At 64.2% G+C, this 26269-nt stretch carries 18 protein-coding genes; 10 read left to right on the top strand and 8 right to left on the bottom strand.

Annotated elements, in window-relative coordinates; translation table 11 throughout:
* Window positions 1-811 precede the first annotated feature (811 nt).
* Genes HMPREF0326_RS05210 through HMPREF0326_RS05190 form a run of 5 tightly spaced genes read left to right on the top strand, consistent with a single transcriptional unit; the run spans window position 812 to window position 8279 of the window.
* Window positions 812-4516 (top strand): nitrate reductase subunit alpha, encoded by a 3705-nt coding sequence (locus HMPREF0326_RS05210; protein ID WP_008683435.1) that lies wholly within the window; start codon window positions 812-814, stop codon window positions 4514-4516.
* Window positions 4506-5966 carry a nitrate reductase subunit beta gene (gene narH / locus HMPREF0326_RS05205; protein WP_008683434.1) on the top strand — a complete coding sequence of 487 codons (1461 nt, stop codon included), beginning with the start codon at window positions 4506-4508 and terminating at the stop codon, window positions 5964-5966. Before HMPREF0326_RS05210 ends, narH begins: the two co-directional genes overlap by 11 nt.
* Window positions 5963-6547 (top strand): nitrate reductase molybdenum cofactor assembly chaperone, encoded by a 585-nt coding sequence (narJ, locus tag HMPREF0326_RS05200; RefSeq protein ID WP_008683433.1) that lies wholly within the window; start codon window positions 5963-5965, stop codon window positions 6545-6547. Before narH ends, narJ begins: the two co-directional genes overlap by 4 nt.
* Entirely contained in the window at window positions 6544-7227 is a 684-nt protein-coding gene (narI, locus tag HMPREF0326_RS05195; RefSeq protein ID WP_009302751.1) for a respiratory nitrate reductase subunit gamma, read from the top strand. The genes narJ and narI overlap by 4 nt, the downstream gene beginning before the upstream one ends.
* Window positions 7227-8279: a tellurite resistance/C4-dicarboxylate transporter family protein gene (locus HMPREF0326_RS05190; protein ID WP_020990275.1), complete on the top strand. Its 1053-nt coding sequence runs from the start codon at window positions 7227-7229 to the stop codon at window positions 8277-8279. The genes narI and HMPREF0326_RS05190 overlap by 1 nt, the downstream gene beginning before the upstream one ends.
* 164 nt (window positions 8280-8443) lie before the next feature.
* Here the strand turns inward: HMPREF0326_RS05190 and HMPREF0326_RS05185 are convergent, their stop codons facing one another.
* The 3 genes from HMPREF0326_RS05185 to HMPREF0326_RS05175 all read right to left on the bottom strand — a co-directional run bounded on the left by HMPREF0326_RS05185 (window position 8444) and on the right by HMPREF0326_RS05175 (window position 13357).
* A complete protein-coding gene (locus tag HMPREF0326_RS05185) occupies window positions 8444-11377 on the bottom strand; it encodes a xanthine dehydrogenase family protein molybdopterin-binding subunit (RefSeq protein ID WP_020990274.1) in 2934 nt (977 codons plus the stop codon).
* Between the two features lie 96 nt (window positions 11378-11473).
* Window positions 11474-12781, bottom strand: coding sequence for a cytochrome c (locus HMPREF0326_RS05180; protein WP_008683429.1), 1308 nt, complete (start codon window positions 12779-12781; stop codon window positions 11474-11476).
* Between the two features lie 9 nt (window positions 12782-12790).
* Window positions 12791-13357, bottom strand: coding sequence for a (2Fe-2S)-binding protein (locus HMPREF0326_RS05175; protein ID WP_008683426.1), 567 nt, complete (start codon window positions 13355-13357; stop codon window positions 12791-12793).
* 501 nt (window positions 13358-13858) lie between these two features.
* Here HMPREF0326_RS05175 and HMPREF0326_RS05170 point away from each other — a divergent pair.
* From HMPREF0326_RS05170 to HMPREF0326_RS05150, 5 genes are all read left to right on the top strand, one after another.
* Window positions 13859-16771, top strand: a complete 2913-nt coding sequence (locus tag HMPREF0326_RS05170) for an insulinase family protein (protein WP_008683425.1) — start codon at window positions 13859-13861, stop codon at window positions 16769-16771.
* A 2-nt stretch (window positions 16772-16773) separates the two neighbouring features.
* Window positions 16774-17652, top strand: a complete 879-nt coding sequence (locus HMPREF0326_RS05165) for a sulfotransferase family protein (protein ID WP_008683424.1) — start codon at window positions 16774-16776, stop codon at window positions 17650-17652.
* On the top strand, window positions 17649-18485 hold the full coding sequence (cbiR, locus tag HMPREF0326_RS05160; RefSeq protein ID WP_009302745.1) for a cobamide remodeling phosphodiesterase CbiR: 837 nt from the start codon (window positions 17649-17651) through the stop codon (window positions 18483-18485). The genes HMPREF0326_RS05165 and cbiR overlap by 4 nt, the downstream gene beginning before the upstream one ends.
* A 288-nt stretch (window positions 18486-18773) precedes the next feature.
* On the top strand, window positions 18774-19862 hold the full coding sequence (locus HMPREF0326_RS05155) for a DHH family phosphoesterase (RefSeq protein WP_020990273.1): 1089 nt from the start codon (window positions 18774-18776) through the stop codon (window positions 19860-19862).
* Window positions 19863-19876: 14 nt separating this feature from the next.
* Window positions 19877-20632, top strand: a complete 756-nt coding sequence (locus HMPREF0326_RS05150; protein WP_008683420.1) for a class I SAM-dependent methyltransferase — start codon at window positions 19877-19879, stop codon at window positions 20630-20632.
* Between the two features lie 13 nt (window positions 20633-20645).
* On the opposite strand, the gene HMPREF0326_RS05145 is transcribed toward HMPREF0326_RS05150, so the two are convergent.
* The 5 genes from HMPREF0326_RS05145 to HMPREF0326_RS05125 all read right to left on the bottom strand — a co-directional run bounded on the left by HMPREF0326_RS05145 (window position 20646) and on the right by HMPREF0326_RS05125 (window position 26007).
* Window positions 20646-21305, bottom strand: coding sequence for a GntR family transcriptional regulator (locus tag HMPREF0326_RS05145; protein ID WP_008683419.1), 660 nt, complete (start codon window positions 21303-21305; stop codon window positions 20646-20648).
* 163 nt (window positions 21306-21468) lie between these two features.
* Window positions 21469-22869 carry a Na+/H+ antiporter NhaC family protein gene (locus HMPREF0326_RS05140; RefSeq protein ID WP_008683418.1) on the bottom strand — a complete coding sequence of 467 codons (1401 nt, stop codon included), beginning with the start codon at window positions 22867-22869 and terminating at the stop codon, window positions 21469-21471.
* An 87-nt stretch (window positions 22870-22956) separates the two neighbouring features.
* The gene (locus HMPREF0326_RS05135; protein ID WP_008683417.1) at window positions 22957-23964 is read right to left on the bottom strand and encodes a D-cysteine desulfhydrase; all 1008 of its coding nucleotides are present in this window, start codon (window positions 23962-23964) and stop codon (window positions 22957-22959) included.
* Window positions 23965-24049: 85 nt separating this feature from the next.
* On the bottom strand, window positions 24050-24754 hold the full coding sequence (locus HMPREF0326_RS05130; RefSeq protein WP_020990272.1) for an aspartate/glutamate racemase family protein: 705 nt from the start codon (window positions 24752-24754) through the stop codon (window positions 24050-24052).
* A gap of 20 nt (window positions 24755-24774) precedes the next feature.
* Window positions 24775-26007: a dicarboxylate/amino acid:cation symporter gene (locus tag HMPREF0326_RS05125; RefSeq protein WP_008683415.1), complete on the bottom strand. Its 1233-nt coding sequence runs from the start codon at window positions 26005-26007 to the stop codon at window positions 24775-24777.
* Window positions 26008-26269 lie beyond the last annotated feature (262 nt).

Raw genomic sequence — 26269 nt, 5'->3', positions numbered from 1 at the left:
GATCGAATGACCGGGATAAGCATTTTTTGTGTCCGGAGCGGAAGAGGAAAATACACTTGCGTCAGGCTCCCTGCAACTTTGCGGTTATTTTACAAAATACGTCCTTTCCGCTGCGCCTTGCCGCCCGAAAAAAATGCAGCTTTTCGCGAACGGCGTTTTTAGAACAATTTCACTTTGAAATTGCTCTGGCGATTGTGTAAGCAGCCGCCCGCCACGAGCGTCAGCCGTCGGCGGCTATGCCGCCTTACGGATGGCGACAGCAGAGCTAAGCGCCGGAGACCGACCCCAAGGGTGGCCCGCAGGGCCATGGCCGTAGGCACGCGAAGCGCGCCGTACGGACATCGAGAGCAGGGCGAGCGTCTTAAAAACTTTGAGAATGCGCATTCTCAAAGTTGAAATGCTCTCATGAGGGCTGGGCCCGGAAATCGAATGGATAGTCGGCGATTGAGCCCTTCGTCCTATTGCCTGCCGGAGGGCGGGACCAAGGGCCGCCGTGCCGTACGAGCACGCTTGTCATTGACAGCGCGCATGTAAAAATCGTATGAAATCAAGAAGTACGCTTGCCAGCCTTGTTTTGCGGATTCCCCCCACCTTCCGTCCCAACGTCCGGCCTTAGTCCCCTCTCTTTTTTTATAGTTCCTATACAAAACGAGATTCAGTTGGTCACCCGGTGATGAAACAAGCCGCAAGCTTTGTCGCCAGGGCCTGTCTTTTCCGGCGTCCGCCGGTTTCAGCCGTTCCGTAAGATCGCCCGCTTTCAGACCGTGGCGCATATACACCAACTACAGCTCAATTCTCCGCAGGAGGATTTATGCGTCCTACGCTATTTCCCAAGCTCCGATACTTCAAAGAACGCCTCAGCGAAATGGGAGGCGAATTATTCTCCGGTTCCGAATACAGCGAACGCCAAGGCGGGCGCTCCTGGGAAGATTATTACCGCCGCCGCTGGCAGTACGACAAGGTGGCCCGTTCCACACACGGCGTCAACTGCACCGGCTCCTGTTCCTTTGACGTGTTCGTCAAGGACGGCATCATCGTCTGGGAAGCCCAGAAAACCGATTATCCCACGCCGCATCCGGATTTCCCCGATTATGAACCCCGAGGCTGCCCGCGCGGCACCTCGGCCTCATGGTACGTATACAGCCCGCTGCGGGTGCGCCACCCGCTCATCCGGGGCAAACTGCTTGAATTCTGGCGCGCGGCGCTGCAAGAGCACGGCGATCCGGTGGAAGCCTGGGCTTCCATCGTCAACGACCCCGTAAAACGGGGGGCCTACCAGCGGGCGCGCGGCAAGGGCGGTTTTGTGCGCTGGACCTGGGACGAGGCCGCCGAGATGTTCGCCGCCTCCATGGTGCACACCATCCGCCGCTACGGGCCGGACCGCATCTTCGGCTTCACGCCCCTGCCCGCCATGTCCATGGTCAGCTTCGCCTCGGGCGCGCGCTTTTTCAGCCTCATCGGCGGCAGCATGATCAGTTTTTACGACTGGTACTGCGACCTGCCCCCGGCCTCGCCGCAGATCTGGGGCGAACAGACCGACGTGCCCGAAAGCGCGGACTGGTACAACGCGGGCTATATCATCGCCTGGGGTTCCAACCTGCCCCAGACGCGCACGCCCGACGCCCACTTCTTTACCGAGGCACGCTACCGGGGCACGAAAATCGCCGCCGTGTCGCCGGACTACGCGGATTTCACCAAGTTCGCGGATCACTGGCTCACAGTGAAGCCCGGCACGGACGCGGCTCTGGGCATGGCCATGACCCACGTGGTGTTCAAGGAATACTTCCTGGACCGCCGCGTTCCCTATTTCGAGGATTACGCCCGGCGCTTCACGGACCTGCCCTGCCTTGTCCTGCTGGACGGCGCGGACAATCAGCATACTCCCGGCCGTTTTGTGCGCGCTTCGGACATCGGGCGCGAGGGCAACAATCCGGAATGGAAAACCGTGGTCTACGACGCCGCGCGCAACGACCCGGCCGTGCCCATGGGCAGCGTGGGCGCGCGCTACGGCGAGGACGGCCGCTGGAATCTGCACATGCGCGACGAGGCCGACGAGGCCGAGCTCACGCCGCTGCTGCGCATGGAGGAAGCCCCCGGAGCCCGGTGGACCATGGTGGCCTTTCCGGTTTTCGACGCCGGAAAGCCCTCCGTCAAGCTGCGCCCCGTGCCGTATGTCACCTTGCGGACGGCCGAGGGGCCGCGCCGCGCGACCACGGTCTTTGAACTGCTGGCCGGAAGCCTGGGCGTGGACCGGGGGCACGGCGGCGACGTGGCCCGCGATTACGACGACGCCGGGGTCAACTGCACCCCGGCCTGGCAGGAAGAGCTGACCGGCGTGCCGCGCGAACAGGTCATCCAGGTGGCCCGCGGCTTCGCGGACAATGCCGCCGCCACCGACGGTCGCTCCATGATCGTCATGGGCGCGGGCATCAACCACTGGTACAACAACGACGTCATCTACCGCAGTATTCTTTCCCTGACCACGCTCTGCGGCTGCCAGGGCGTCAACGGCGGCGGCTGGGCCCACTATGTGGGCCAGGAAAAGGTGCGCCCGCTCTCGGGCTGGACCACGGTGACCATGGCCGGGGACTGGACCGGGCCGCCGCGCCTGCAGAACGGCACCTCCTTCTACTATTTCGCCATTGACGCCTGGCGCTACGAACTGCTGAACATGGGGCGCATGTGCCCGCCCGGCCAGGAAGGCGTCCTGCCCGACCACCCGGCGGACTGCAACGCCGTGGCCGCGCGCCTGGGCTGGCTGCCGTTTTACCCGCAGTTCCAGGAAAACTCCCTGGAGATCTGCCGCAAGGCCGAAGCCGACGGCGCGACCAGCGACGAGGAAATCATCAGGCATGCCGTGGCGCGCCTGAAGTCCGGCGACCTGCGCATGGCCGTCGAGGCCCCTTCGCACGAAGACAACGTGCCGCGCATCATGTGCTTCTGGCGCACCAACCCGCTGGGCTCCAACGTCAAGGGGCATGAATACTTCCTGCGCCACCTTCTGGGCACGGAAAACGCCGTGCGCGGCGGGGAATCCCCACAACAGCCGAGTGAATTCCAGTGCGATCCGCCCATGGAACAGGGCAAGCTGGACCTCATGGTGGTGTCGGAATTCCGTATGAGCACGTCCTGCGTCTATGCCGACATGGTGCTGCCCGCAGCTCACTGGTATGAAATCAACGATCTGTCCTCCACGGACATGCATCCCTTCATCCATCCCTTTACCCCGGCCGCTGACCCGCCGTGGGAAGCCCGCAACAACTGGGAGCAGTTCCGTACCGTGGCCGAGGTCTTCTCCCGGCTGGCGGAAAAGCATTTGGGCACGCGCAAGGACCTGGTAGCCACGCCCCTGCTGCACGACAGCCCCGGCGAAATCGCCCAGCCCCTGGGCCAGGTGCGCGACTGGCGCACGGGCGAGGTGGAACCCGTGCCCGGCAAGACCATGCCCGGCCTGCATGTGGTGGAGCGCCGCTATGCCGACGTGCTCAAGATGTACACCTCCCTCGGTCCCAAGATCCGACGGCCGGAAGGCATGGGCGTCAAGGGGGCCAAGTGGTCCGGCGCCATCGAGCATGACCTGCTCAAGGCCCGCCTGGGCACGGTACGGGAGGAAGGCGTCAGCAAGGGCATGCCCCGCCTGGACACGGACCGCGCCGCCTGCGAGGCCATTCTCTGCCTCTCGCCGGAATCCAACGGCACCGTCTCGGTGCGCTCCTGGACCAGCGTGGAAAAACGCACCGGCCTGTCCCTCAAGGACATCTCCGCGCCCTCCGAGGGCATCGACCATACTTTTGAATCCATCACGGCGCGGCCGGGACGGGCGCTGAACAGCCCCAACTGGAGCGGCCTCAAGGGCGAACAGGTGACCTACACCAGCTTTGCCCAGAACGTGCAGCGGCTGCTGCCCTTCCACACCCTGTCGGGCCGCCAGCACTTCTATCTGGACCACCAGTGGATGCGCGGCCTGGGCGAAAGCCTGCCCGTGTTCCGCCCGCCCCTGCCCCTGGCGACCCTGGGCGAGGTGACCGGGGACGCCGTTCCCCACAAGGACACGGATCTGGTGCTCAACCTGCTGACCCCGCACAGCAAGTGGTCCATTCACTCCACCTACTCAGACAACCTGATCATGCGCACGCTCTCGCGCGGCGGCGGCGAAATCTGGCTCAACGACGAGGACGCCGCCCAGGCGGGCATTGCGGACAACGAATGGCTGGAATGTTTCAACGCCAACGGCGTGTTCATGGGCCGGGCCCTGGTGAGCTACCGCATCCCCAGGGGCCGGGCCTTCATCTACCACGCCCAGGAACGTCACGTGGACACGCCGCTTTCGCCTCTTTCGGGCCAGCGCGGCGGCACGCACAACAGCCTGACGCGCCCCTTCATCAAGCCCACGCAGATGATCGGCGGCTACGGCCAGCTCAGCTATTCCTTCAACTACTACGGACCCACGGGTTGCCAGCGCGATGAATACATCGTGGTGCGCAAGGCCGGGGAGGTGATATTCCATGAAGATTAAAACGCAGATGAGCATGGTGCTCAACCTGGACAAGTGTCTGGGTTGCCACACCTGCAGCATCCCCTGCAAGAATGCCTGGACCACGGATCCGGGCAGCGAATATATGTGGTTCAACAATGTGGAAACCAAGCCCGGCATCGGCTATCCCCGCCTGTGGGAAAACCAGGACATCCACAAGGGCGGCTGGGAAGTGGAGAACGGCAAACTCCGCCTCAGGGCCGGAGGCAAGCTGCGCAAGGCCGCGCAGATTTTCGGCAACCCGAACCTTCCGGGCATGGATCAGTATTACGAGCCCTGGAACTACGACTACCAGAACCTGACCACCTCCCCGGAGCAGAAGCATCAGCCCATAGCCCGGGCCTATTCCAGCGTCACGGGCCGCCCCATGACCCCGCAGGCCGGCCCCAACTGGGACGACGACCTGGCCGGAACCCAGGTCACCGGCCTGGACGACCCCGATTTCGCGGGCCTGGACGCCCAGGCCCTGCTGCAATTCCAGCGGGTGTTCATGCTGCATCTGCCGCGCCTGTGCGAGCACTGCCTGAACCCGGCCTGCGTGGCCTCCTGCCCTTCTGGAGCCATTTATAAGCGGGACGAGGACGGCATTGTGCTCACGGACCAGACGCGCTGCCGCTCCTGGCGCTTCTGCATGTCCGGCTGCCCATACAAAAAGGTGTATTTCAACTGGAAAAACCACCACTCCCAGAAGTGCATTTTCTGTTATCCCCGCGTGGAATCGGGTCAGCCCACACTCTGCGCGCAGTCCTGCACCGGGCGCATCCGCTACATCGGCGTCATGCTCTACGATGCCGACGCCGTGCATGAGCTGGCCGCCACGCCCGACCCGGCCGCCCTCTATGAGGCGCAGTTGCGGGTCTTTCTCGACCCCCGCGACCCCACCGTCATCCGGCAGGCGGAAAAGGACGGCATCCCCCATCAGTTCCTCACGGCGGCCCGGAACTCGCCCGTGTACACGCTGATCAGCGACTGGAAACTGGCGCTGCCCCTGCATCCGGAATTCCGCACCATGCCCATGGTCTGGTACATTCCGCCCGCCAGCCCGCTCACCAATGAGACGGACATCGACATTGACACGCAGCTGGACGCCATGCGCATCCCCGTGCGCTATCTGGCAAATCTCTTCACCGTCGGCCGGGAAGAGCCGGTGCGGGCCGCCCTGCGCAAGATTCTGGCCCTGCGCCGCTTCATGCGGGAGAAGACCTTCAGCGGCCCGGACGCGGCCCAGGCGCTGGAAACGGCGGGCATGACCCCGGAAAGCGCCGCCGCCATGTACCGCCTGCTGGCCGTGGCCCGCTATGAGGACCGTTTCGTCATTCCCACGGTACGGCGCGAAGACGCCCCCGGCGAGGATGTGGAAGCCCTCAAGGGCCATACCGGCTACCCGGACCGCGACCCCGTGGCTCCGGAGTTCAAGGGGGTGCACGCATGACCCGCGCCGAAACCTTTCTGTGGGTAGCGCAGCTTCTGCGCTACCCGGACGAGGAACTGACGGCCCTGGCGCATGAGACGCATGAGGCACGCCGGGAGCCCGTGCCCGCCTGGGCCGCGGCTTTTCTGGACCATGCGGCGGCCACGCCGCTGCTGGATCTGCAGGCGGCCTTTGTGCAGACCTTTGATCTCAACCGCGCCGCCTGCCTGTATCTGACCACCCACGTCTACGGCGACTCCCCCTTACAGGGGCGCGCCCTGGCCGCGCTGACGGAACTGTACCGCGACAGCGGCTGTACGCCTTCCGGCGGGGAACTGCCGGACTATCTGCCGCTGGTTCTGGAATTCCTGGCAATGGCCCCGGCCTGGGCCGCCGCCTGCCTGTGCGAAAAATTCGCCCCTGCGGCACAGAACATCGCCGCGCATCTCGCGGCGGAAAACAGCCCCTGGGCGCCCATGCTGCGCGCCGCCGCCGACGCCATGCGGGAGTGCGCTCCCGACGCCGACCATTCCGCACATCCCGCAGTTCGGGGCGACAGCCGGGCGGCGCGTGACATTCCCTCTCGGGAGGTATGCATATGACCCCGCTCATGAAACTGTTCATCGCCGCTTTCGCGGTGTATCCCTATATCTGTCTGACCCTGCTGACCGGCGGCCTGCTGCTGCGCTACACCTACGCCCAGGAAGAGTGGAACGCCCGTTCCAGCCAGTTCCTGGAAAGCCGGATGCTGCGCTGCGGCAGTCTCATCTTCCATATCGGCATTCTGCTCTCTCTGGGCGGGCATATCGTGGGCCTGGTGCTGCCGCCCGAAGCCCTGCGCGCCGTGGGCATCTCCGCCCAGGCCCACGCCCAAATCGCCGGGCTGGCGGGCATGCTCATCGCGCCCATGGTGCTGCTGGGCGTGGGCATCCTGCTGCTGCGCCGGATAATCAGCCTGCCCGTGCGCCTTACCACGCGCTGGACGGACATCATCGTGCTCCTGCTCATCGGCTTCAACGCGGCCACGGGCATGTATCAGGCCTATGCGGCGCACTTTGACGCCTTCACCACCATCGGCCCCTGGGTGCGCGGCATTCTCACGCTCGCGCCCGCGCCCGGGCGCATGATCCACGTGCCGCTCTTCCTGCAACTGCACGTGCTGAGCGGTCTGACCATCTTCGCCCTGCTGCCGTTCACCCGGCTGGTGCACATCTTCAGCGTGCCGCTGAGCTATGTGACCTTCCCCTTCACCATCTACCGCCGCCGCTGGGGAGGGGTGTGATGCGCGGCCAACTCACGGCAAGGGCCCTCGCGCTGATCAGAAGCGCCGCCCCGGCCAACTTCGGCATGGTCATGGCCACGGGCATCGTGTCCATTGCCCTGCACCTGCTGGGCATGGAGGCCGGGGCGCTGGCGCTCTTTTATGTGAACATCGGCATGTTCTGCTGCCTGTGGGTGGTGTACATCCTGCGCCTGGGCCTTTATCCCCGGGACTTCTTCGGCGATATGGCCGATCACGCGCGCGGCCCCGGCTACCTGACCATCGTGGCGGGCACGGGCCTGCTGGCAAATCAGTGCGCCCTGCTGCTGGGGCGCTATGACCTGGCCTGCGGCCTCTTCTGGCTGGCCCTGGCCGTGTGGTGTTTTTTCATCTGGGCGGACTTTCTGGCCCTTTTCACCACGGACCGGAAACCGCCCATTGAAAAGGGCATCAACGGCGCGTGGCTCCTGAACACCGTGAGCTGCCAGGCCCTGGTCATTCTCGGCTGCGTGATCATCGACCACACGAGCTGGGAGCACGAGACGGCCTTCCTCCTGCTCACGGCGCTCTTCGGCACGGGCTTTATGCTCTATGCCGTCGTCATCACCCTTATCGTCTACCGGTTGTGCTACAAGCCGCTGGCTCCCGAGGCCCTGGACCCGACCTTCTGGGTCAATGCCGGGGCCGTGGCCATCACCACCCTGGCGGGCTGCGAGCTCATCCTGCGCGCCGGGGGATCGCCCTTCCTCCAGTCCGTGCTGCCCTTTCTCAAGGGCATGACCCTCATGGCCTGGGGCTTCGCGGCCTGGTGGGTGGTCATGCTGTTCATCCTCGGGCTGTGGCGGCACGCGGCGCGGCGTTTTCCCTTTGTCTACACGCCCGGCTACTGGAGCATGGTCTTCCCCATGGGCATGTTCACGGCCTGCACCATCATGTGCAGCAAGGCCCTGGGCGTGGCCTCGCTTATGGCGGTGCCGCGCGTGTTCATCTACGTGTCCGTGCTGAGCTGGCTGTGCACCTTCTGGGGCCTGGGGCGCTTTCTGTGGCGCTCGCTTCAGGAAAAAGCCGGTTAAGGCCGTTCAGGCGCACAATACGCCGACGCTTCCGGAGCTTCCCGTCATTCCATTGTAATAAAGAAGTCCTGAGCCCGGTCGGGCTCAGGACTTCTTTATTACCGCTTCCTCTCGCGGGCCAAACGGCTCCGCGTGCTCTTCACCCGCAAGGGTTCGACACGTCGTTACAGGCCCAGAGCCTTTTTGATCTTTTCCGAAGTCACGGGCAGCCGGTAGAAACGCTTGCCGACGGCATGGGTGACGGCATTGCCGATGGCGGCGACCACCGGGACCATCACCACTTCCCCGATTCCTTTGGGCGGCGCGGTTTCGGATTCCGGCTCAAGATAATCGGCGGTCTGATTCCAGACCGCGACATCCGTGGCCCTCGGCAGCGTGTAACGGTTGAAGTTCCACGTTCCGTTGCCCGGCCCGTCTTCATAAAGCGGCAATTCCTCCATCAGGGCATGCCCGATGCCCATGGCCAGGCCGCCCTGCAACTGGCCGGATACGAGTTCCGGTACAATCATTTTGCCGGTACCGAGCAGGCTGTGGTGGCGCATGATTTCTATCTCGCCGGTGAAGGTGTTGACGTTGAGTTCAACGATGCAGGCCGCGGGCGCGTATGTCGTCACACCGGCGTTATTGCGTTGAACCGGGGGGAATTTCACGCTGCTTCTCTTGATGAAGTCATAGCCGCCGCTGGTCATGCGCCGCTTGAGCTCCGGCGCGGCGCCGTCGCCGTAACGCACGGAGAGAACGTCGGCGGCCACTTCGATGGAACCGATGGTCGGAACATCGAATGTCGCGGTCGTCCATTCCCAGCGGCTGAAGCAGTGCAGGGCAACCCCGGTCACCAGCCCCAGCTCGTGGGCTTTTTGGGCGACCCGTTCAAACGGCAGAATTTCCATGCCGCCCCCGCCGATGCCGCCCTCGACGACACGCAGGTCATTCACGGTCATGAAGCCGCTGGAGATCTGGCCGCCTGCCGGTCCCTCGCTCCAGATGGCGCGCGCCGCCGGCCACAGCGTGTTTTCAAACAGGAACTTCGCCGCCTGCCGCGTGCCGAAGCCGATGAAATAGGCGCTGTTGGAGGCGCTCATGGCCGGCAGCATGAACGGCACCCAGTAGGGATTCTTCTGTAAGTCGTCCTGCTGTTTCTGCGTCGTCGTGTAGGGCGACCAGTTGCTGACCATCGGCAGTTCGGCGAATTCCGCGACGCCGAACTCGACGGAATCGGGCGTCTTGCCCAGCATGTCACGGACGATGACCTGTTGCGCGGTGGTCGCGCCGGTACCGATCTCCTGCACGCAATGGCGCATCCGCACCTTGCCGTCGGCATCGAATTCCAGGGCCAGCGCGGTGGTATCCGCACCGGTGCCGTAATCCTTCTGCGCCTGCGCGAAGCCGACGCCGTACAGTCTGCCGGGGTTGGCCTTGTCGAACTCGGCCTTGGCTTTGTGCCGGTTCACCCAGAGCGGATGCTTTGCCGCGATGTCGAGCATTTCAATATTGCCCGGCTCGCCGAGCGGCTGCGCGCCCTGCGTGTTTTCGAAACCGGCCAGCATCGCATTGCGGCGACGCAGTTCGATCTGATCAATACCCAGTTCGGCGGCGACTTCATCGACCATCAGCTCCGTGATGCTCATGGCCTGAAGGGTGCCGTAGCCGCGCATGGACCCCGCCTCCACCGCGGGCGATGCCAGCGCGATGGCCGCAAGATCGGATTTCGGGAAATAATAGATGGACTGCGCGGCGGTGGCGGCCACCTGCGCCACCGAGAAGGAGAAGTTGGCGCGGCCGCCGCCATTGAGGTTATAGAAGCCCTTGAGGATCTCGAACTTGCCGCTCTTGCGGTCGGCCACGATGGTCACGTCCATTTCGACGGAGTGGCGCTTGATGCCGAGCTGGAACTGCTCATAGCGGTTGTTGGCAAGCCGTACCGGCAGGCCGTTGCCATAGAAACACGCCGCGATGACATAGAACGGGAAGATCGAATGGTCCTTGGCGCCGTACCCCACGGTGGTGCCCGTGAGCAGCTTGATCGTTTTGACCGGGAAGCGCTTGTTGTCCTTGACCATCAGCGCCGCGACGCGGGCGACCTCATACGGCGACTGTGCCGACGCGACCAAGTGCAGGGTGCGCGTTTCGGCATCATACCAGGCATTGCCGTTGTCCGCCTCCAGCGCGCACGAGTCGATTGATTGCGAGAAGCCCTGCCGCTCCAGCACCAGTTTGCTTTCATCCTTGCGCGCCGCTTCAATAGCCTTTTCGATGTCCGCGGCCGCGTTCATGCCGCGCCGCATCGGCTCATAGGTTTCGCGCGCCACCGTGAGCGGGTCGCGCACGCCGCCGCCGCCACGATGCCGCGTCATCACCGAGGCGGGCACGAAAAGTCCGGACGGGCTTTCCGGCGGCCAGACCGGCTTATTGCCGTCGAAAGCGCCCCAAATGACGGCGTCCTGCATCGGCGAATACACGGATGAGGCTGTCGGGTTGTCGCCGCCGATGCGGACATAGCGTGCCGCGCCGTAGTTGGGCGGCGTGTTCGGGCCGGTGGCGGCGCCGTATTTCACGACATTCTCGGCAAAGCGCAGTCTGCGCTTCGCCGCCTCGAACGTATCAAAGTCACGATAAATCAGCAGGGCCACCGGGTGGCCGAGCAGCGGCGGGGTCTGCCCTTTGGGAACCAGAAAGTTTTTGCCGTAAAAGTCGGCGGCCAAACCCTCGGCCTGCGGCATGGTCACGCCGTCACCGACCAAATTTTCATGCAGGACAAGGCGGTCGGGCTGCAATTCCGGCCCCAGAATGCTCAGGTCCACACCCTCAAAGGTCCGATCGGCCCGCGTCGCCTTAATGAAGAAGGCGTGGGCCTGCTCCCTGGGCCAGCCGGGCAGATCCCGCGCACGAAAGTCCCGCGCGAAGTCCTTTTGCCCGGCCACCTTGCGCACGGCATCCCACCGATAGCGAACCTTGCCGTCCGGCGACATCCAGTCTGTGGGGCCGGGGCCCGAATTTATTTCCACTGCAAAGGCATCCGGCAAGCGTCCGATCATGACGGAAATGCCGAAAACTGTTCCGAGTTTGATAAAATTGCGTCGCGAAATATCAATAGTCATGGTTTTTTTCCTATTCGGGATCCGCTTGCGTCGCAGACTGCAAGCGGCATAAAAGAAGACAGACATGCCCAGCGACAGGCCCGCCCGTTATTGTATTCATTTTACCGCGGTTTCCTGGGCACTCACCTGAGCGGCGGTCACCGGCACGGCCTGGCCGCCCCATTCCGCCCTGATCCAGGTCACGAGCTCGGCGACCTCGGCGTCGTTCATGCGGTGCGCGAAGGGCGGCATGGCGTACATCCGCTCGCCGTTCTTGAAGATCTGGGTGGGAATGCCGTTGAGAACGGCTTTGATCAGCGTCCGCGGGTCGTCCATGGCCAGCGTCGCATTGCCCTTCATGGCCGGACCGACATTGGGGAGGCCCTGGCCGTTCATGCCGTGGCAGCCCGCGCAGAACGCCATATAGGCCAACCGGCCGGCCGCCATGGGCGTGCCGGATTCCGGGGCGACGGCTTGCGGCAGCGGCGCGGGGGGCGCGGACGGGGGCACCAGCTTGCCGTCCTTGGCCGTGAGCAGGTAGGTGGCTACCGCCTTGACGTCCTCCGGCTCCATCGTGCTGGTCGAGAAATGCGTGACGGTGTACATCCCGTCGAACGCGGTGCCCTGGGGAGCGACGCCGGTGGCGAGATAGGCGCTCAGCGTGGGAACGTCGAAGCCGTGCTTGGCGAGCGCCGCGGCGGTAATCGCGGGAACCGCCACGCCGTCCACTTCGCCGCCCTGCAGGGCACGGGAGAATTCAAGGCCCATCATGAAATTGCGCGGCGAATGGCAGGCGCCGCAATGCGCCAGCCCTTCGACAAGATAGGCGCCCCGGTTCCATTCGGCGGAGCGCTGTTCGTTCCGGGCCGCCTTGCGGTCCGGGAAGTTCAACAGGGTCCAGAAGTTCATGAACGAGCGCACCGGCAGCACGAAGGCCCCGGTATTGGCCTTGTTGGCGACCGGCATGGCCGGAATGCTCATATTATAGGCGTAGAGCGCGTCAATGTCGTCAGGCGTCGTGAGCTGCGTGAAGACAAAGGGCATTGCCGGATAGAGATTGCGATTGCCCGGCGCGATGCCGTCGCGCATCACGCGATGAAAATCGGCGCGCGTATAGTTGCCGATGCCGTACTGTTTGTCCGGCGTGATGTTGGTTGAATACAGCGTGCCGAACGGCGTCCCTATGGCCAGGCCTCCGGCGCCCATCGGCCCTTGCGGCAGCGAGTGGCAGCCGAAGCAGTCACCGGCCAGGGCCAGTTCGCGGCCGCGCGGAATCAGAGCTTTCATCTGTTCGGGTGAAAGGGCCTGTTTCGCCTGCGGGGCTACGCTCGATGTCCGGAACAGCCCGAACAAAACGGCAAGCGCCGCCACGATGACAACAGCGATGATGACGAGAATCGAATTGCGCAATGTACGGCTTTTCATGGCGGCCCCCTACCCGATCACACAGCCGGGAGTGGCAAGCGCCACATCGCGCACGGCTTCGTAATACCGCACATACCCCGTGCAGCGGCAAATATGCTCGTTGAGCGCTTCCTCGATTGCGCCCTCCAATTCGGCGCGCCTGATCGGCTTGTGCTTCAGACCGTCGATGAAGGCGGTCGCGCCCGCGACAAAGCCGGGCGTGCAGTAGCCGCACTGGAACGCGAATTTTTCAATGAAAGCTCTCTGGATCGGCGTCAGTTCGGTAATGTTGCCGTCAGCGTCCGTTTTGGCCTGGCCTTCGATCGTGATGATCGTCTTGCCGTCAAAGGCATGCGCATTGGTAATGCAAGTCCGGGTATCGACCATGCTGCCGTCCGGCTGCACTTCCACGACGGTGCAGGCATGGCAGACGCCTTGCCCGCAGCCGAAATGCGTGCCGGTCAGGTTAAGATAATGATGTAAAAAGTCGATCATCGGCATCCCCACCGGCACCTCGACAGGGCCGACCTTTTTGCCGTTTACAATCATGCTCAATGGCTTTTTCTCAATCTTGGGAGCTGTATTTTCGTTGCTCATGCTCATGCCTTTCTTATTTTTTGATCTGGTTGGAAATCCATAAATATATCAGCCGCGCCTGAAGATGACCCGGCATCTTCAGACGCGTTGATCCAGGGTTGCGCACCCTTTCCCTCTTACAGTTTTCGATTGAATCGATTGGCGGCAAAGAACAAAACTCAGGCGGGTTGGAGCCGGTATGGTCACGATTCTCACTTTGGAATGTAGGAGCTTTCTCTGGCAACATCAATAGTTGCATAATAATATGTATAATATTATACAGTATGGCTGTACCGGCCCGGTCGGGCGGCGGCGCGCTTCCGCCCGGCGTACAGAAAATGGGGGCTCGGAAATATTCTTTTTCAGCGCGATCCGCGCCGCCGCCCACTACCCGTCGCCCAAACCGGAGCCCGCCGCGCGCGGGGACGCCCCGGCCCCTTTTCAAAGCCGTGTTCCCTACCTATAGTGTGCTTGCCGGTTTCCGGCCTCAGCGACGAACTCAAGCACAAGGATACCCCATACATGGACAAACACGGCTTCACCCTGCTCACGGAACGGGACATGGCGGAAGTGGGCGGCACGGCCCGCCTCTGGCAGCACAAGATTACGGGCGCGCAACTGCTCTCCGTGGTCAATGCGGACGAAAACAAATGCTTCGGCGTGAGCTTCCGCACGCCGCCCACGGATTCCACGGGCGTGGCCCACATTCTGGAGCATTCGGTGCTCTGCGGCTCGGACAAGTATCCGGTCAAGGAGCCCTTCGTGGAGCTGCTCAAGGGCTCGCTGCAAACCTTTCTCAACGCCTTCACCTTTCCGGACAAGACCTGCTATCCGGTGGCCAGCGCCAACCTGCGCGACTTTTACAATCTCATCGACGTCTACATCGACGCGGTCTTTCATCCCCGCATCAGCGAGGATATCTTCCGCCAGGAAGGCTGGCACGTGGAGGCGGAAAGCGCCGACGGCCCCTGGACCTACAAGGGCGTGGTCTACAATGAGATGAAGGGCGTGTATTCCTCGCCGGATTCCGTGCTGGCCGAGCAGAGCCAGCAGGCCCTGTTCCCGGACACGCTTTACAGCCTGGATTCCGGCGGCAATCCCGAGCGCATTCCGGACCTGACCTACCAGGCCTTTCACGATTTCCACAGCCGCTACTATCATCCGAGCAACGCCCGCTTCTTCTTCTGGGGCGACGATCCCGAGGACGAGCGCCTGCGCCTGCTGGACGCGGCCCTGGCGGGCTACACGGCCCGGCCCGCGGATTCCGCCGTGCCCCTGCAGCCGCGCCGGGACGTGCCGCGCCAGATCGAGGTGCCCTACGCGGCGGCCGAAGGCGAACAGCGCGCCCTGTTCACGGTCAACTGGCTGCTGGGCGAGCGCGGCGACGTGGGCCAGGCCCTGCTCATGGAAATGCTGGAACACATTCTGGAAGGCCTGCCCGGTTCGCCGCTGCGCAAGGCTCTGATCGGTTCCGGCCTGGGCGAGGACACCACGGGCTGCGGCCTGGAAACGGACCTGCGCCAGATGTACTATTCCACAGGTCTCAAGGGCGTGGCTCCCGACGACGTGCAGCAGGCCGAACTGCTGATTTTCGACACGCTGGCCCGACTGGCCGAGGAAGGCATTGACCCGGCGGCTGTGGAAGCGGCGGTGAACAGCGTGGAATTCGCCTATCGCGAAAACAATTCCGGCCGCTTCCCACGCGGTCTGGCGGCCATGATCCAGGCCCTGTCCACCTGGCTGTACGACGGCGACCCCCTGGCCCCCCTGGCCTGGGAAGGACCGCTCACGGCCATCAAGGAGCGCCTGGCCAGGGGCGAGAAAGTTTTTGAGGAAGCCATCCGCCAGTGGTTTTTAAACAACGAGCACCGGGCTACCGTGGTCCTGCTGCCGGACGCCGGCTTGGGCAAAGTCCGCGAAGAGGCGGAAAGCGCTCGCCTGGCCGATGTCCAGGCCGAAGCGGGGCCGGAGCGGCGCGCGGCGCTGGTGGAAGAAACCCTGCGCCTGCAGGAGGCCCAGACCGCGCCGGACAGCCCGGAAGCCCTGGCGACCATCCCGGCTCTGGGCCTGGACGACCTGCCGCGCCGCAACGCCGCCATTCCCCGCGCCGAATCCCGTCTGCCGGAAGTCTGCCTCAGCCACGAGTTGCCCACCAGGGGCATTGCCTACGCCAATCTGCTGCTGCCTCTGAAAGGCCTGCCCGAGCGTCTGGTCCCCCTGCTGCCGCTCTTTGCCCGTTCCCTCACCGAACTGGGCACGGCACGGCGCGACTTCACGGAGCTCGGCGCATACATGGCGGCCAAGACCGGCGGCGTCGGGGCCGACACCCTGCTGGGCACCACAAGGGGCGAACGCCGCACCTTCAGTTATCTGAGCCTGGCGGGCAAGGCGGTCTACGACAAGATTCCGGACCTGTTCGGCATCTTCCATGAAATCCTGCTGGAGCCCCTGCGCGATCCCGCCGTGGCCCGCGAGCGTCTCAGGCAGATGCTGCTGGAAGGCAAGGCCCGCCTGGAGCACGGCCTGCAGGCCGCCGGGCATACGGCGGTGGGCACGCGGCTGCGCGCGCATTTCACCGGCGCGGGCGCGCTGGCCGAACGCACCGGCGGCGTAAGTTATCTGGCTTCAATACGCGGCCTGCTGGAACAGCTGGAAACGCAGCCGGAGGCCCTGCTGGCCGATCTGGAAGAATTGCGGGCCCTGGTCATGTCCGCTTCCGGCGCGGTCTTTGACTGCACGGCCGAAGCCGGGGGCCTGGCCCTGGCCCAGGACAGGGCCCGCGCCCTGCTGGCCGAGCTGCCTTCCAACGGCCCGGAACGCACGGACCACGAAGCCGGGCCCATGCGCGACCTGCCCATGGCCGAGGCCTTCCTGGCCCCGGCCCAGATCAACTACGTGGGCAAAGCCGCCAACATCTATGACCAGGGTTATGTCTACCACGGCTCGGCCAGCGTGATTCTGCGCTATCTGCGCATGGGATACCTGTGGGAGCAGGTACGCGTGCGCGGCGGGGCCTACGGGGCCTTCTGCATGCTGGACCGCCTGGGCGGCACCCTGGTCTGCGCTTCCTACCGCGACCCCAATGTGGACCAGACCCTGGCCGCCTATGACGGCATGGCCGACTTTCTGCGCGGCTTCAAGCCGGACAAGGCCCAGCTGACCCAGGCCATTGTGGGCGCGGTGGGCGATCTGGACAGCTACCTGCTGCCCGACGCCAAGGGGGCCCAGTCCCTGGCGCGCTGGCTCACCGGCGATACGGACGAGATCCGCCAGCGGATGCGCGAGGAAATTCTGGGCACCACGGAGCGGCATTTCAGCGAGTTCGCCGACGTGCTGGCCGAAGCCGCGCGCCAAGGCGCGGTCTGCGTGCTGGGCGGCCCCAAAACCAAGGAAGCGGCCGAAGCCCACGGCTGGGCCGCGCAAAACCTACTGTAATCATGAACGCCCCCGGCCGTCTCGTGCTGGTGCTGGGCATGCACCGCAGCGGCACCAGCACGCTGGCCAGGGGCCTGCGGGTTCTGGGGGTCGCGTTGGGCAAGAACCTGCTGCCCGCGCACCCCTGCAATCCCAAGGGCTTTTTCGAGGATGCCGGGTTCTATGCCTTCAACAAGGCTCTGCTGGCCCAACTGGGCCTGACCTGGCGCAGCCCGGAAGCGCCGGACGCGGCGGCGTTGCGGCGGCTGGCCGCCGGTCCGCCGGGAGTCACGGCCCTGGGGCTGCTGCGCGAAAAAAGCGCCGGACAGGCGATTCCTGGCCTCAAAGACCCGCGCATGAGCCGCCTGCTGCCCTTCTGGCGGCCGGTGCTGGCGGCTTCAGGCCTGCGCGCGCACTGCTGCATCGCCCTGCGCCACCCGGAAAGCGTGGCCCATTCCTTGTGGCAGCGGGACCGCCTGAACGCGGAACACAGCCACGCCCTCTGGCTCGCATACATGCTCGACGCTCTGGAAGGCAGCATCGGCCTGCCGCGTCTGCTGGCGGACTACGGCCTTCTGCTGCGCAAGCCCGAACACCAGTTGCAACGCCTGGGACATTTTCTGAATCTGCCCTTGGACCCGGCGGAGCTGACGCTGTTCGCGGACGATTTTCTGGACAAAACACTCTGCCACCACAGCCCGGCCGACGGCACCGACCGGGAAAGCCCCGGCGGAGCTTGGGCGGCCCTGGCCCTCCGCCTGTATGAGGCCCTTGTCCCGGCGGCCGCTGATTCCCCTGAGCGCCGGGCGCTGGACGAACCGCGCCTAGCCCGCCTGGTGACGAGCCTGCGGCGTGAATCCGCCGCCCTGGCGTTTCCGGTCTCTCCGGAGACCCGGCCATGAGCGGGCAATCCACGGCCCATCCCCTGGCGGGCCGCCTGGCCGCGCCCTCCTTTGTGCTGCCCGGCACGGTGGCGGAAAACGCGCGTTTTCTGAGCGGCAGAGTGGACGAGATGGCCCTCTGCTTTTTTGAAGCCCAGGCCTGCCTGAAGTACGACGAAAATGATCTGCCGCCGGATTTGGCGGAACCTTCGGAATCAGGGACGTTGCGCTGCCACGTCCACTTGCCCGTGGACCTGCCCTGGCCCTCCCGCCACGGGACGGCGGCCGAAGCCGAAGCGGCGGCCGCGGCGGATCTGGCCCTGGCGGTCTGCGCCGGAGCCGCCTATCTGCATCCGGGCTTGGCCGTGCTGCACCCGCCCGCAGGTTCCCCGGCGCACAAACGCCGCCTGCTGCGCGCTTTCGCGGCCCGCTGGCAGGCCCGCAGCCGCATCCCCCTTTTACTGGAGAATGTGGATTCCTGTGACGTGCTGGAATTGGGAAAAACCTTTCCGGCGGACCACGGGCTGGGCCTCTGTCTGGACGTAGGGCATCTCCTGGGCTATGCTCAAGACCATCTCCTGAATTCCGAGCTGCCGGAAACAGCGGCCCTGGTTCATTGGAGCGCGCCCGGCAGGATGGATCAACACCTCCCGCTGACGAAATTCACAATGCGGCAACGCCGCACGGCGGCAGCTCTCATGGGCCGTCTGCCGCATACGGCTGTTCATCTGGCGGAAATTTTTCACTGGCCGGGCGTGGCGGCATCACTGCCCGTGCTGGCGGCGCTGGCCCGCGAAGCCCTGCCGGAAAAAACGGCCCCGAACGCACAGCCATATGAAAATACGCATTCATGAAAAATTTTTGTTCTTTATCAGGGGCGAAAGGATCATTCTCAGCGCTGCTATAACGCCTATCAGGGCATTTCAACGTTGAAACGCCCTAACGCCGAACACGGTGCGGCGCGCCGCGAAGACCGACCCGACGGGCGGCCCGTAGGGCCGTGCCTGTAGCCCAAAGGGCGTACGGGCATCGAGAGCAACGCGGCGTGGATTCCGGCGATAACCGCGTTTTTTGCCGGAATGACCCCTTTGAAACGTATAGCGTGCCAAAGGTAATCTGCCCTGGAGCAGTTGACACTTTTCATGCCTGAACTGTTCCAGGAGGCCAAGGGGAGGGCCATGCCGGTCAACGCCGAACACATCGCCAGTTTCAAGCAATGGCGGCAAAATCTGGACAAGGACGACCGCTGGTGCATCATGATCAATGCCGATCCGGACGCCCTGGCTTCGGCCGTGGCGCTCAAGCGGCTCATGCTGCACAAGGTGCACAGCGTGGACATCATGCGCATCAACGAGGTGACCCGGCCGGACAATCTGGCCATGATCCGTTATCTGCGCATCCCGGCCAAACCCTGGCAGCCGGAAAAGGCGGGGCAGTACACCCGTTTCGGCATGGTGGACTCCCAGCCCCGGCACAATCAGGCCTTCGCGGGCATTTCCTACGACCTGATCATCGACCACCATCCCCTGACGGATCTCACGGACTGCACCACGCCCACGGCCTTTTGCGACATCCGGCCCGGCATCGGCGCCACCAGCACCATGATGACCCGCCTTCTCCAGGCTCTGCGCATGCGCCCAGGCCCGCTGCTGGCAACAGCCCTGCTCTACGGCATCCGTACGGACACGGCGGCCTTTGAGCGTTCCGGCGGCGAGGAAGATTTGCGCGCCTACCAGTGGCTCTCCCAGCATGCGGACAACAACTTGCTGCGCCGGATCGCCCGCAGCGAATATCTGCGCGCCTGGCTGCCGCTCTTTTCGCGCGCCTTCCGCTCGCTCACCGACTGCCGGGGCGGCGGAGCCCACGCCACGCTCGGCGAAATCAAGAGCGCGGACCTGCTGGTGGCCATTGCCGACTTCTTTACCCGCGTGCACGGCCTGAAGTGGATCGCTGTCAGCGGCATTGTGGACAAAACCGTGATCGTGATCTTTCGCGGCGACGGCGGGCGGGACATCGGCCGTCTGGCCGACGCCTGTTTTTACGACGTGGGCACCGCCGGCGGGCACCGCAACCTGGGCCGGGCGGAATTTCCACTTTCCGCCGTACCCGAGGGCGTCAAAGCCGCCGACTTTGTGCAGCAGCGTCTGCAGACCCGCAAGCTGCGCCCCAAAGCCGCGATCCAGCCCGTCCCTCCGGCCCCGGAACCGGCCCACCCTGTCGCCAAATCCTGATCGCGCTGAAAAAAATGGACTGGAACGCCGCGCTTTACCGGAAAAGCCATGGTTTTGTGGCCGAATACGGCAAAAATCTGCTGGCCTGCGTCCCGGAAGACGCCAGCCAATGTATTCTGGATTTCGGCTGCGGCACCGGCGAGCTGACCGCCGCCCTGGCCCGGAAAGCCGGGCAGGTGATCGGCGTGGACCAGTCCGCCGCCATGATCCGGGCGGCGCGCGAAAAGTACCCCGGTCCGGAATACCATGTTCTGGACGCGGCCGGTCTAGCCGTCCAGGGCTGGACGGCCCGTTTCGACCTGGTCTTTTCCAACGCGGTTTTTCACTGGATTCAGGATCAGGACGCGCTGCTGCGCGCCCTGCATGCGGTTCTGAAGCCGGGCGGCCTGCTGGTCTGCGAATTCGGCGCCCAGGGCAACGTGGCGGCCGTATGCTCGGCCTTTGCCTCGGCGCTGGCGGCTCGCGGCCGGACCCGGTCCGAGCCCTTCTATTTCCCCACCCCGGCGGCATACCGCCGAAAACTGGAAACAGCGGGCTTTCAGGTCCGGCAGATTGAGGACTACGACCGTCCCACGCCCCTGTCCGGCGGCGAAAACGGCTTGGCCCACTGGCTGGAACAGTTTTTCGCCGGGGATCTGGCCGGTTTTGAACAAGCGGAACAAATGACAATCTTCCGCGAGGTGGAATGCGCCCTGAGGCCGCGCCTCTGGGACGGGGAGCAGTGGGTCGCCGATTACCGGCGGCTCCGGTTGCTGGCCGTCAGAAGCTGAACGACCGGGAGACTCAGTCCTCGCTGCGGCCGCAGACCAGGGCCAGGCGGCGGCCCGATTCCGCATAATGCTCCAGCAGGGTCCGCTGGATATGCCGGGGATCGCGCCCGCGCACGGCGTCGTAAATGACTTCGTGCCGCTGATAGAATTCACGCGGTGAAAAAAGCGTGTCCCAGCACTTGTAGTAGAGGAATTTGGAGATGTGCGCGCAGGAATTGCGCGCGATGCCCGCCATCAGACGATTGCGGCAAGGGGCCAGCAGGGCGTCGTGGAAGGCTTCGTCAATCTGGCTCAGCGCGGCCAGACCGGCGGCGGCGCGGCTCTGACGCCCCATTTCGGCCAGAATTTCTTCCACCCCGCCCAGGGCCTTGTCATCCCAGCGCTCCAGGGACTGGACAATGCAAGCCCCTTCCAGAGTGCCGCCCAGGCAATAGCTGTCTTCAATCTCCCGCGCCGTAAGATGCCGAATGAACTTGGCCTTCTGCGGCAGACCCGTGACCAGGCCCTGTTGCAGCAGGCTTTGCAGGGCTTCGCGCACCGGCCCCCGGCTGATGCCGAGGTGTTCGGCGATCTCGGTTTCACGGATGGGATCGCCGGGCGAAAGGGTGCCGTCCAGCAGGCGCTGCTTGATATAGGCGATGGCCTGGGCGCTGTACGTCTTGACCTGAGGCAAGGGGGGCTCCTCATGTTTTTGTCCCATGAGGTAGACTTACGCCGACGTAATGTCAACATTTCCGGACGCGGGCGAACCTTTTCCCTCCCGTGCCCGCGGGAGCGATCACCCTGCCCCGGACAGCCGCTGATCGGGCCTGTCCGGGGCAGAATGGTTTGCATTGCTAGGCCGCCTCCCCGTTTTCGCCGGACTCGGCGAAACGGCGGTTCCAGCCGGTCAGGACCGAGAAGAGCAGCACCGCCAGCAACGCCCAGGAGTAGGGATTGTACAGGGCAGCGCTGATGGGCGGCGCCGCGATGCCGTAACTCTCGGCCGCGCTGTAGAGAGCGCCGTACCAGGCTGCCACGGCGATATGCCAGGGCAGGATGAAGAAGACAGTGCACACCGCGCAATCCATGAGGTTGGCGCGCCGCGCCGCCGCCAGGCGGAATTTTTCGCCCATGGGACGCACCAGGCTGGGGCCCACCAGAAGTTCCGCCGGTGCATTGGCCGAAATGGGAATGGACGCCAGAATGGTCACCCCCACGATGAAGAGTTCGGCCTGGCGCACGGTGGCCACCACGCTTTTCCGGGCGAACTCCAGAATCTTGCCCATGATGCCGCATTCCACAAGAATCTGGGTTACGGCCAGAATCAGGATGGCGAAGATGATGGCCCCCACCACGCCGTCGATGCCGGACTGGATGATGCCCGTGGAGCCCCCGGCCTTGGCCGGGATGCCGAAAATATCGCCGGGCTTGAGCGTGCCCGCGCAAATGCCCACCAGGGCTGCGGTCACGTTGCCGTAAATCAGGGCTTCAATGATATGCCTGCCGCGCAGGGCCGCAACCACGACCACCACCAAGGCCAGCAGCATGAACACGCCCGACGGATTCAGCGTGGCTTTGATTTCGGGCAGCACGCGCACCTCTCCGCCGCCGCCGAACATCAGAAAGACGATGCCCGAGATGACGGCCGCGCTCATGGCCAGCGGAAAACGGCTGCGCACCACCTCGCGCATGCTCGCGCCCTGAGTATACGCGGAAACAATGGTCGTGTCCGACACCGGGGCCAGATTGTCCCCGAAGGCCGCGCCGGACAGGATAGCCAGGCCGAGCATGGCCGGGTCCGCCCCCAGAAAGTAGCCCGCCGGGTACAGCACGGGCGTCAGGGCGATGCAGGTGCCCGTGCTGGTGCCCGTGCCCAGCGCGAAAAGCATGGCCGCCAGGAAGACCAGCAGGGTGAAGACCGCGCCCTGCGCCCCGGTGGTCATGCCCAGCCAGAGCAGACCGTTGACCAGGCCCCCGGCGGCCATGAGTTTGCCGAAAACCCCGGCGAACAGCCAGGCCGTAACGATGACGATGCCCGTCTTGTCGCCGATGCCGCGCATGGCGGCCTTGCAGTATTCCGCCTTGTCGCGGGCGAAAAACAGCCCCACGGCCAGGGCCAGCCAGGCGCAGGCCCAGAAGGGCTTGGTGCCGCCGCGCCCGGCCACGGAGAGCCAGGCCAGGCCAATGACAAGAATGGTCAGAGGCACCAGGCCGCCCAGCATGCCGCCGTACATCCGCAGTGTTTTTTCCTGCATGGTCCTTTTCCTTGTGCTTGTCCCGGCTGAGCCGGGAAACTGCCGCGCGTCGGTTCCCATGGCGGAAGCGGCGCGCGGCAGGGGCGTTTATGACTTCTGCCGGAAGGAATCCAGATAAGCATAGAGCGCCGGGGAACCGCCGGTATGCAGGAACAGCAGGTTCGCGCCCTTTTTAAAATGATCCTTGCGCACCAGGTCCATCAAACCGGACATGGCCTTGCCCGAATAGACCGGGTCCAGCAGGATGCTTTCGGTGCGCGCCAGGAGCTTGACCGCCTCCACCATGGCGTCGGTGGGCAGGGAGTAGCCCGGCCCCACGTAATCGTCATAGGCCACCACGGCATCGCGCGGAATATCCATGCTCACGCCCATATATTCGGCCGTGTCTTGCATGAGCTTGTGCACAGCCTCTTCCTGCACGGGCTTTTTGCGGTTCACGCCGATGCCCGTGACCGGAATGTCCATGTGGCAGCCCAGCAGTCCCAGCAGAAAGCCCGCATGCGTGCCCGCGCTGCCGCTGGGCACAATGATGTGATCAAAGTTGAGGCCCTGCTCGAACATCTGCTGCATGAGCTCCTGGGCGCACTGCACATAGCCCAGCGCGCCCACGGGATTGGAGGCCCCACCGGGCACGATGTAGGGCTTGCGGCCCTCGGCGCGCAATTTGGCGGCCAGTTTTTCCATTTCCACCGGCATGGGGCTGCCGCCGGGCACCACGGTGATGCTCTTCACGCCCATGAGCTGATAGAGAAAATTGTTGCCCGACGCCTCGGGCTTATAACTGCCGGGCACGCGCTCCTCCAGGACCAGATGGCAGTCCAGGCCTTCCTTAACCGCCCAGGAGAGGGTCAGGCGGCAGTGGTTGGACTGCACGGCCCCGCAGGTGATGATGGTGTCCGCGCCCTGGGCCAGGGCATCGGCAATGGAGAAATCCAGCTTGCGGGTCTTGTTGCCGCCGCCCGCGCCGGGCAACAGGTCGTCCCGTTTGATCCAGATATTGGCCTTGTTGCCCAGCGCCTTGCTGAAGGCGGGCAGAAATTCCAGCGGCGTGGCTTCCCGCACATAGCCGCGACGGGCGAAGCGAGCCAGATTCATACAGTTTCCTCCTGAATCAGATGTTTGTTGTTCAGCCGTTGTCCGGCCACCGGGGAACGCCCCTGATGGCTGTTGTCGGAAAAAATCAATGTGGGGAGGTACGCCCCTTGGCCATGTCCACCACGGCCCGCGCCAGTACATCGGCGGCATCCACCTGGGGGCAGTCCGCCCGCGCGCCGATGACACCGAGTTCCGTACAGGCGACGATCAGCACCGCCGCCCCCCTGCTCCGCACGTGCCCGGCTATCTCCGCAAAGGCCGCGCGCGCCGCCTCGCCCGCGCGGCCCGCCTTGACATCTTTGATGACCTGCAAAAGGCGTTGCTCCCACGGACCGTCGGCATACAGGGGGGTCAGGCCCAAGGCCGCGCAGGGGCCTTCGTAAAGGCCGGTGAGCCGCACCGCCGGCGAAGCCAGGATGCCCGCCGCGCCGCCCGGCGCGAGTTCCGACGCGGCCCTGGCCGTGAGTTCAACCATATTGAGCACCGGAATGCCCACAGCCGCCCGCACCTCGCCGTAATAGTTGTGCGCCGTGTTGCAGGCCATACACAGAAAATCCGCGCCCCAGGCCTCCAGCCGCCGCGCCATGTCCGCCAGGCACGGGCCGGGAGAAACGCCGCCGCCCTCCAGCAGGGCCTTGATGCGCGAGGGCACCTTGGGGTTGTTGTCCACAATGCAGCGCACATGGTCCGCGTCGTCGCGGGCGTCGGTATGGGCGATGATGCGGCGCATCAGATCCACCGTGGCCTCGGGCCCCATGCCGCCGAGAATGCCCGCCGTCTTTTCCTTCATGGTTTTGTCCTCCACGATGCTCAGACGTTCATGGCCGCCCCGCGCGCGGGGTCCATATCCGTTTCCAAACGCGAAACCACAATGGCCCCCGTGGCATCGCCCAGCACATTGATGGTGGTGCGCGCCATGTCCATGACCCGGTCCACCCCGGCCACCAGGGCGATGGCTTCCAAGGGAATGCCCACCTGCGTGAAGACCATGGTGATCATGATCAGCGCCGCCCCCGGCACGCCCATGGAGCCGATGGAGGCCAGAAGCGCCATAAGGACGACGGTCAGCTGCTTGTCCAGCGGCATGGGGATGCCGTAGATCTCAGCCGCGAAAATGGCCACGATGCCCATGTAGATGGCGGCCCCGTCCATATTGATGGTATTGCCCAGGGGGATGGAGAAGCTGGAGACGCTCCGGGAGGCTCCGAGCTTCTGCACACTCATGAGGTTGGAGGAGAGGGCCGCCGCGCTGGAGCAGGTGGTAAAGGCAATGAGCAGGGGCTCGCTGATGCCGCGTAGGAAATGTCCGGGCCTGACGCCGCTGAACTTCACGCAGGGAAAATAGACCAGCAGTATTTGCAGGATGCAGGCCAGATACATGACGGCCACCAGCTTGATGAGCGGCAGCAGCACTTCCAGCCCATGGGTGGCGACGGTATAGGCCATAAGCCCGAAAACACCGATGGGCGCATAAAGCATGACCATGGAGGTCACGCGGATCATCACTTCGGCCATGCCGTCAAAAAACGCCGTGACGACCCTGACTTTTTCGCCGCAGATACTGAGGGAAAAACCCAGCAACACGGCAAAGAAAATAATTTGCAGCATATTGCCCTTGCTCAGGGCCTCAACAGGATTGATAGGCACGATGCCGAGCAGCACCTGGGTGAGGCTCGGAGGGACCACGTCCTTGGCCTTGAGGCCGGTGGTGGAAAGATCAAGCCCCAGACCCGGCTGAAAGATATTGGCGAGGATCAGGCCGATGATGATGGCCACGGCTGTGCTGGCGAAATAATAAACCAGGGTTTTTCCTGCCACGCGGCCCAGGCGGCCGATGTCCCCCACGCTGGCCGCGCCCGCCACCAGCGTAGCCAACACCAGCGGCACCACCACCATGCGCACAAGGTTGATGAACAACTGCCCCAGGGGTTTGAACCACTGCGGGTCCATGTTCCAGTACTGGGCGGATGCGCCCGCCATGATGCCCAAAACCATGCCGATGCCCATCTGGGTCGGCAAACTTATTCTCCTTTTCCCGCTCATACTCGCTCCTCACGTCGGGCCGCGGCGTGCGTCCCGGCAGAAGGTTCACCGTCGCCGACGGGCGGCGGCCTGGGTTTACGGAAATATTCCGGCGCTCCTTGTTAAAAGTTAAATGTTAACATTTGATGTAATTAATTTGTGTCCTTTGTCACAAGTGCTGTCAACAAAAAAATATCCCGCAATTTTTTATTGACATCCGCCGGGCCCGGGGCTACTCACATTCCAACACGGAGTTTTACGTCATGTCCCGATTTGTTCCCGC

Origin of the sequence: Desulfovibrio sp. 3_1_syn3 (assembly GCF_000145315.2) — a bacterium.
Lineage (GTDB): Bacteria > Desulfobacterota > Desulfovibrionia > Desulfovibrionales > Desulfovibrionaceae > Desulfovibrio > Desulfovibrio fairfieldensis.
This window is presented reverse-complemented; position numbering and strand designations above follow the sequence as displayed.

Excerpts from the sequence above, each read along its gene's own strand:
- HMPREF0326_RS05165 (WP_008683424.1), top strand. The coding sequence starts at position 16,774 with ATGAACGCCCCCGGCCGTCTCGTGCTGGTGCTGGGCATGCACCGCAGC.
- narI (WP_009302751.1), top strand. The coding sequence starts at position 6,544 with ATGACCCCGCTCATGAAACTGTTCATCGCCGCTTTCGCGGTGTATCCC.
- HMPREF0326_RS05180 (WP_008683429.1), bottom strand. The coding sequence starts at position 12,781 with ATGAAAAGCCGTACATTGCGCAATTCGATTCTCGTCATCATCGCTGTT.
- HMPREF0326_RS05190 (WP_020990275.1), top strand. The coding sequence starts at position 7,227 with ATGCGCGGCCAACTCACGGCAAGGGCCCTCGCGCTGATCAGAAGCGCC.
- HMPREF0326_RS05150 (WP_008683420.1), top strand. The coding sequence starts at position 19,877 with ATGGACTGGAACGCCGCGCTTTACCGGAAAAGCCATGGTTTTGTGGCC.
- HMPREF0326_RS05210 (WP_008683435.1), top strand. The coding sequence starts at position 812 with ATGCGTCCTACGCTATTTCCCAAGCTCCGATACTTCAAAGAACGCCTC.
- HMPREF0326_RS05140 (WP_008683418.1), bottom strand. The coding sequence starts at position 22,869 with ATGCAGGAAAAAACACTGCGGATGTACGGCGGCATGCTGGGCGGCCTG.
- HMPREF0326_RS05175 (WP_008683426.1), bottom strand. The coding sequence starts at position 13,357 with ATGAGCAACGAAAATACAGCTCCCAAGATTGAGAAAAAGCCATTGAGC.
- cbiR (WP_009302745.1), top strand. The coding sequence starts at position 17,649 with ATGAGCGGGCAATCCACGGCCCATCCCCTGGCGGGCCGCCTGGCCGCG.
- HMPREF0326_RS05130 (WP_020990272.1), bottom strand. The coding sequence starts at position 24,754 with ATGAAGGAAAAGACGGCGGGCATTCTCGGCGGCATGGGGCCCGAGGCC.
- narH (WP_008683434.1), top strand. The coding sequence starts at position 4,506 with ATGAAGATTAAAACGCAGATGAGCATGGTGCTCAACCTGGACAAGTGT.
- HMPREF0326_RS05135 (WP_008683417.1), bottom strand. The coding sequence starts at position 23,964 with ATGAATCTGGCTCGCTTCGCCCGTCGCGGCTATGTGCGGGAAGCCACG.
- HMPREF0326_RS05185 (WP_020990274.1), bottom strand. The coding sequence starts at position 11,377 with ATGACTATTGATATTTCGCGACGCAATTTTATCAAACTCGGAACAGTT.
- narJ (WP_008683433.1), top strand. The coding sequence starts at position 5,963 with ATGACCCGCGCCGAAACCTTTCTGTGGGTAGCGCAGCTTCTGCGCTAC.
- HMPREF0326_RS05125 (WP_008683415.1), bottom strand. The coding sequence starts at position 26,007 with ATGAGCGGGAAAAGGAGAATAAGTTTGCCGACCCAGATGGGCATCGGC.
- HMPREF0326_RS05155 (WP_020990273.1), top strand. The coding sequence starts at position 18,774 with ATGCCTGAACTGTTCCAGGAGGCCAAGGGGAGGGCCATGCCGGTCAAC.
- HMPREF0326_RS05170 (WP_008683425.1), top strand. The coding sequence starts at position 13,859 with ATGGACAAACACGGCTTCACCCTGCTCACGGAACGGGACATGGCGGAA.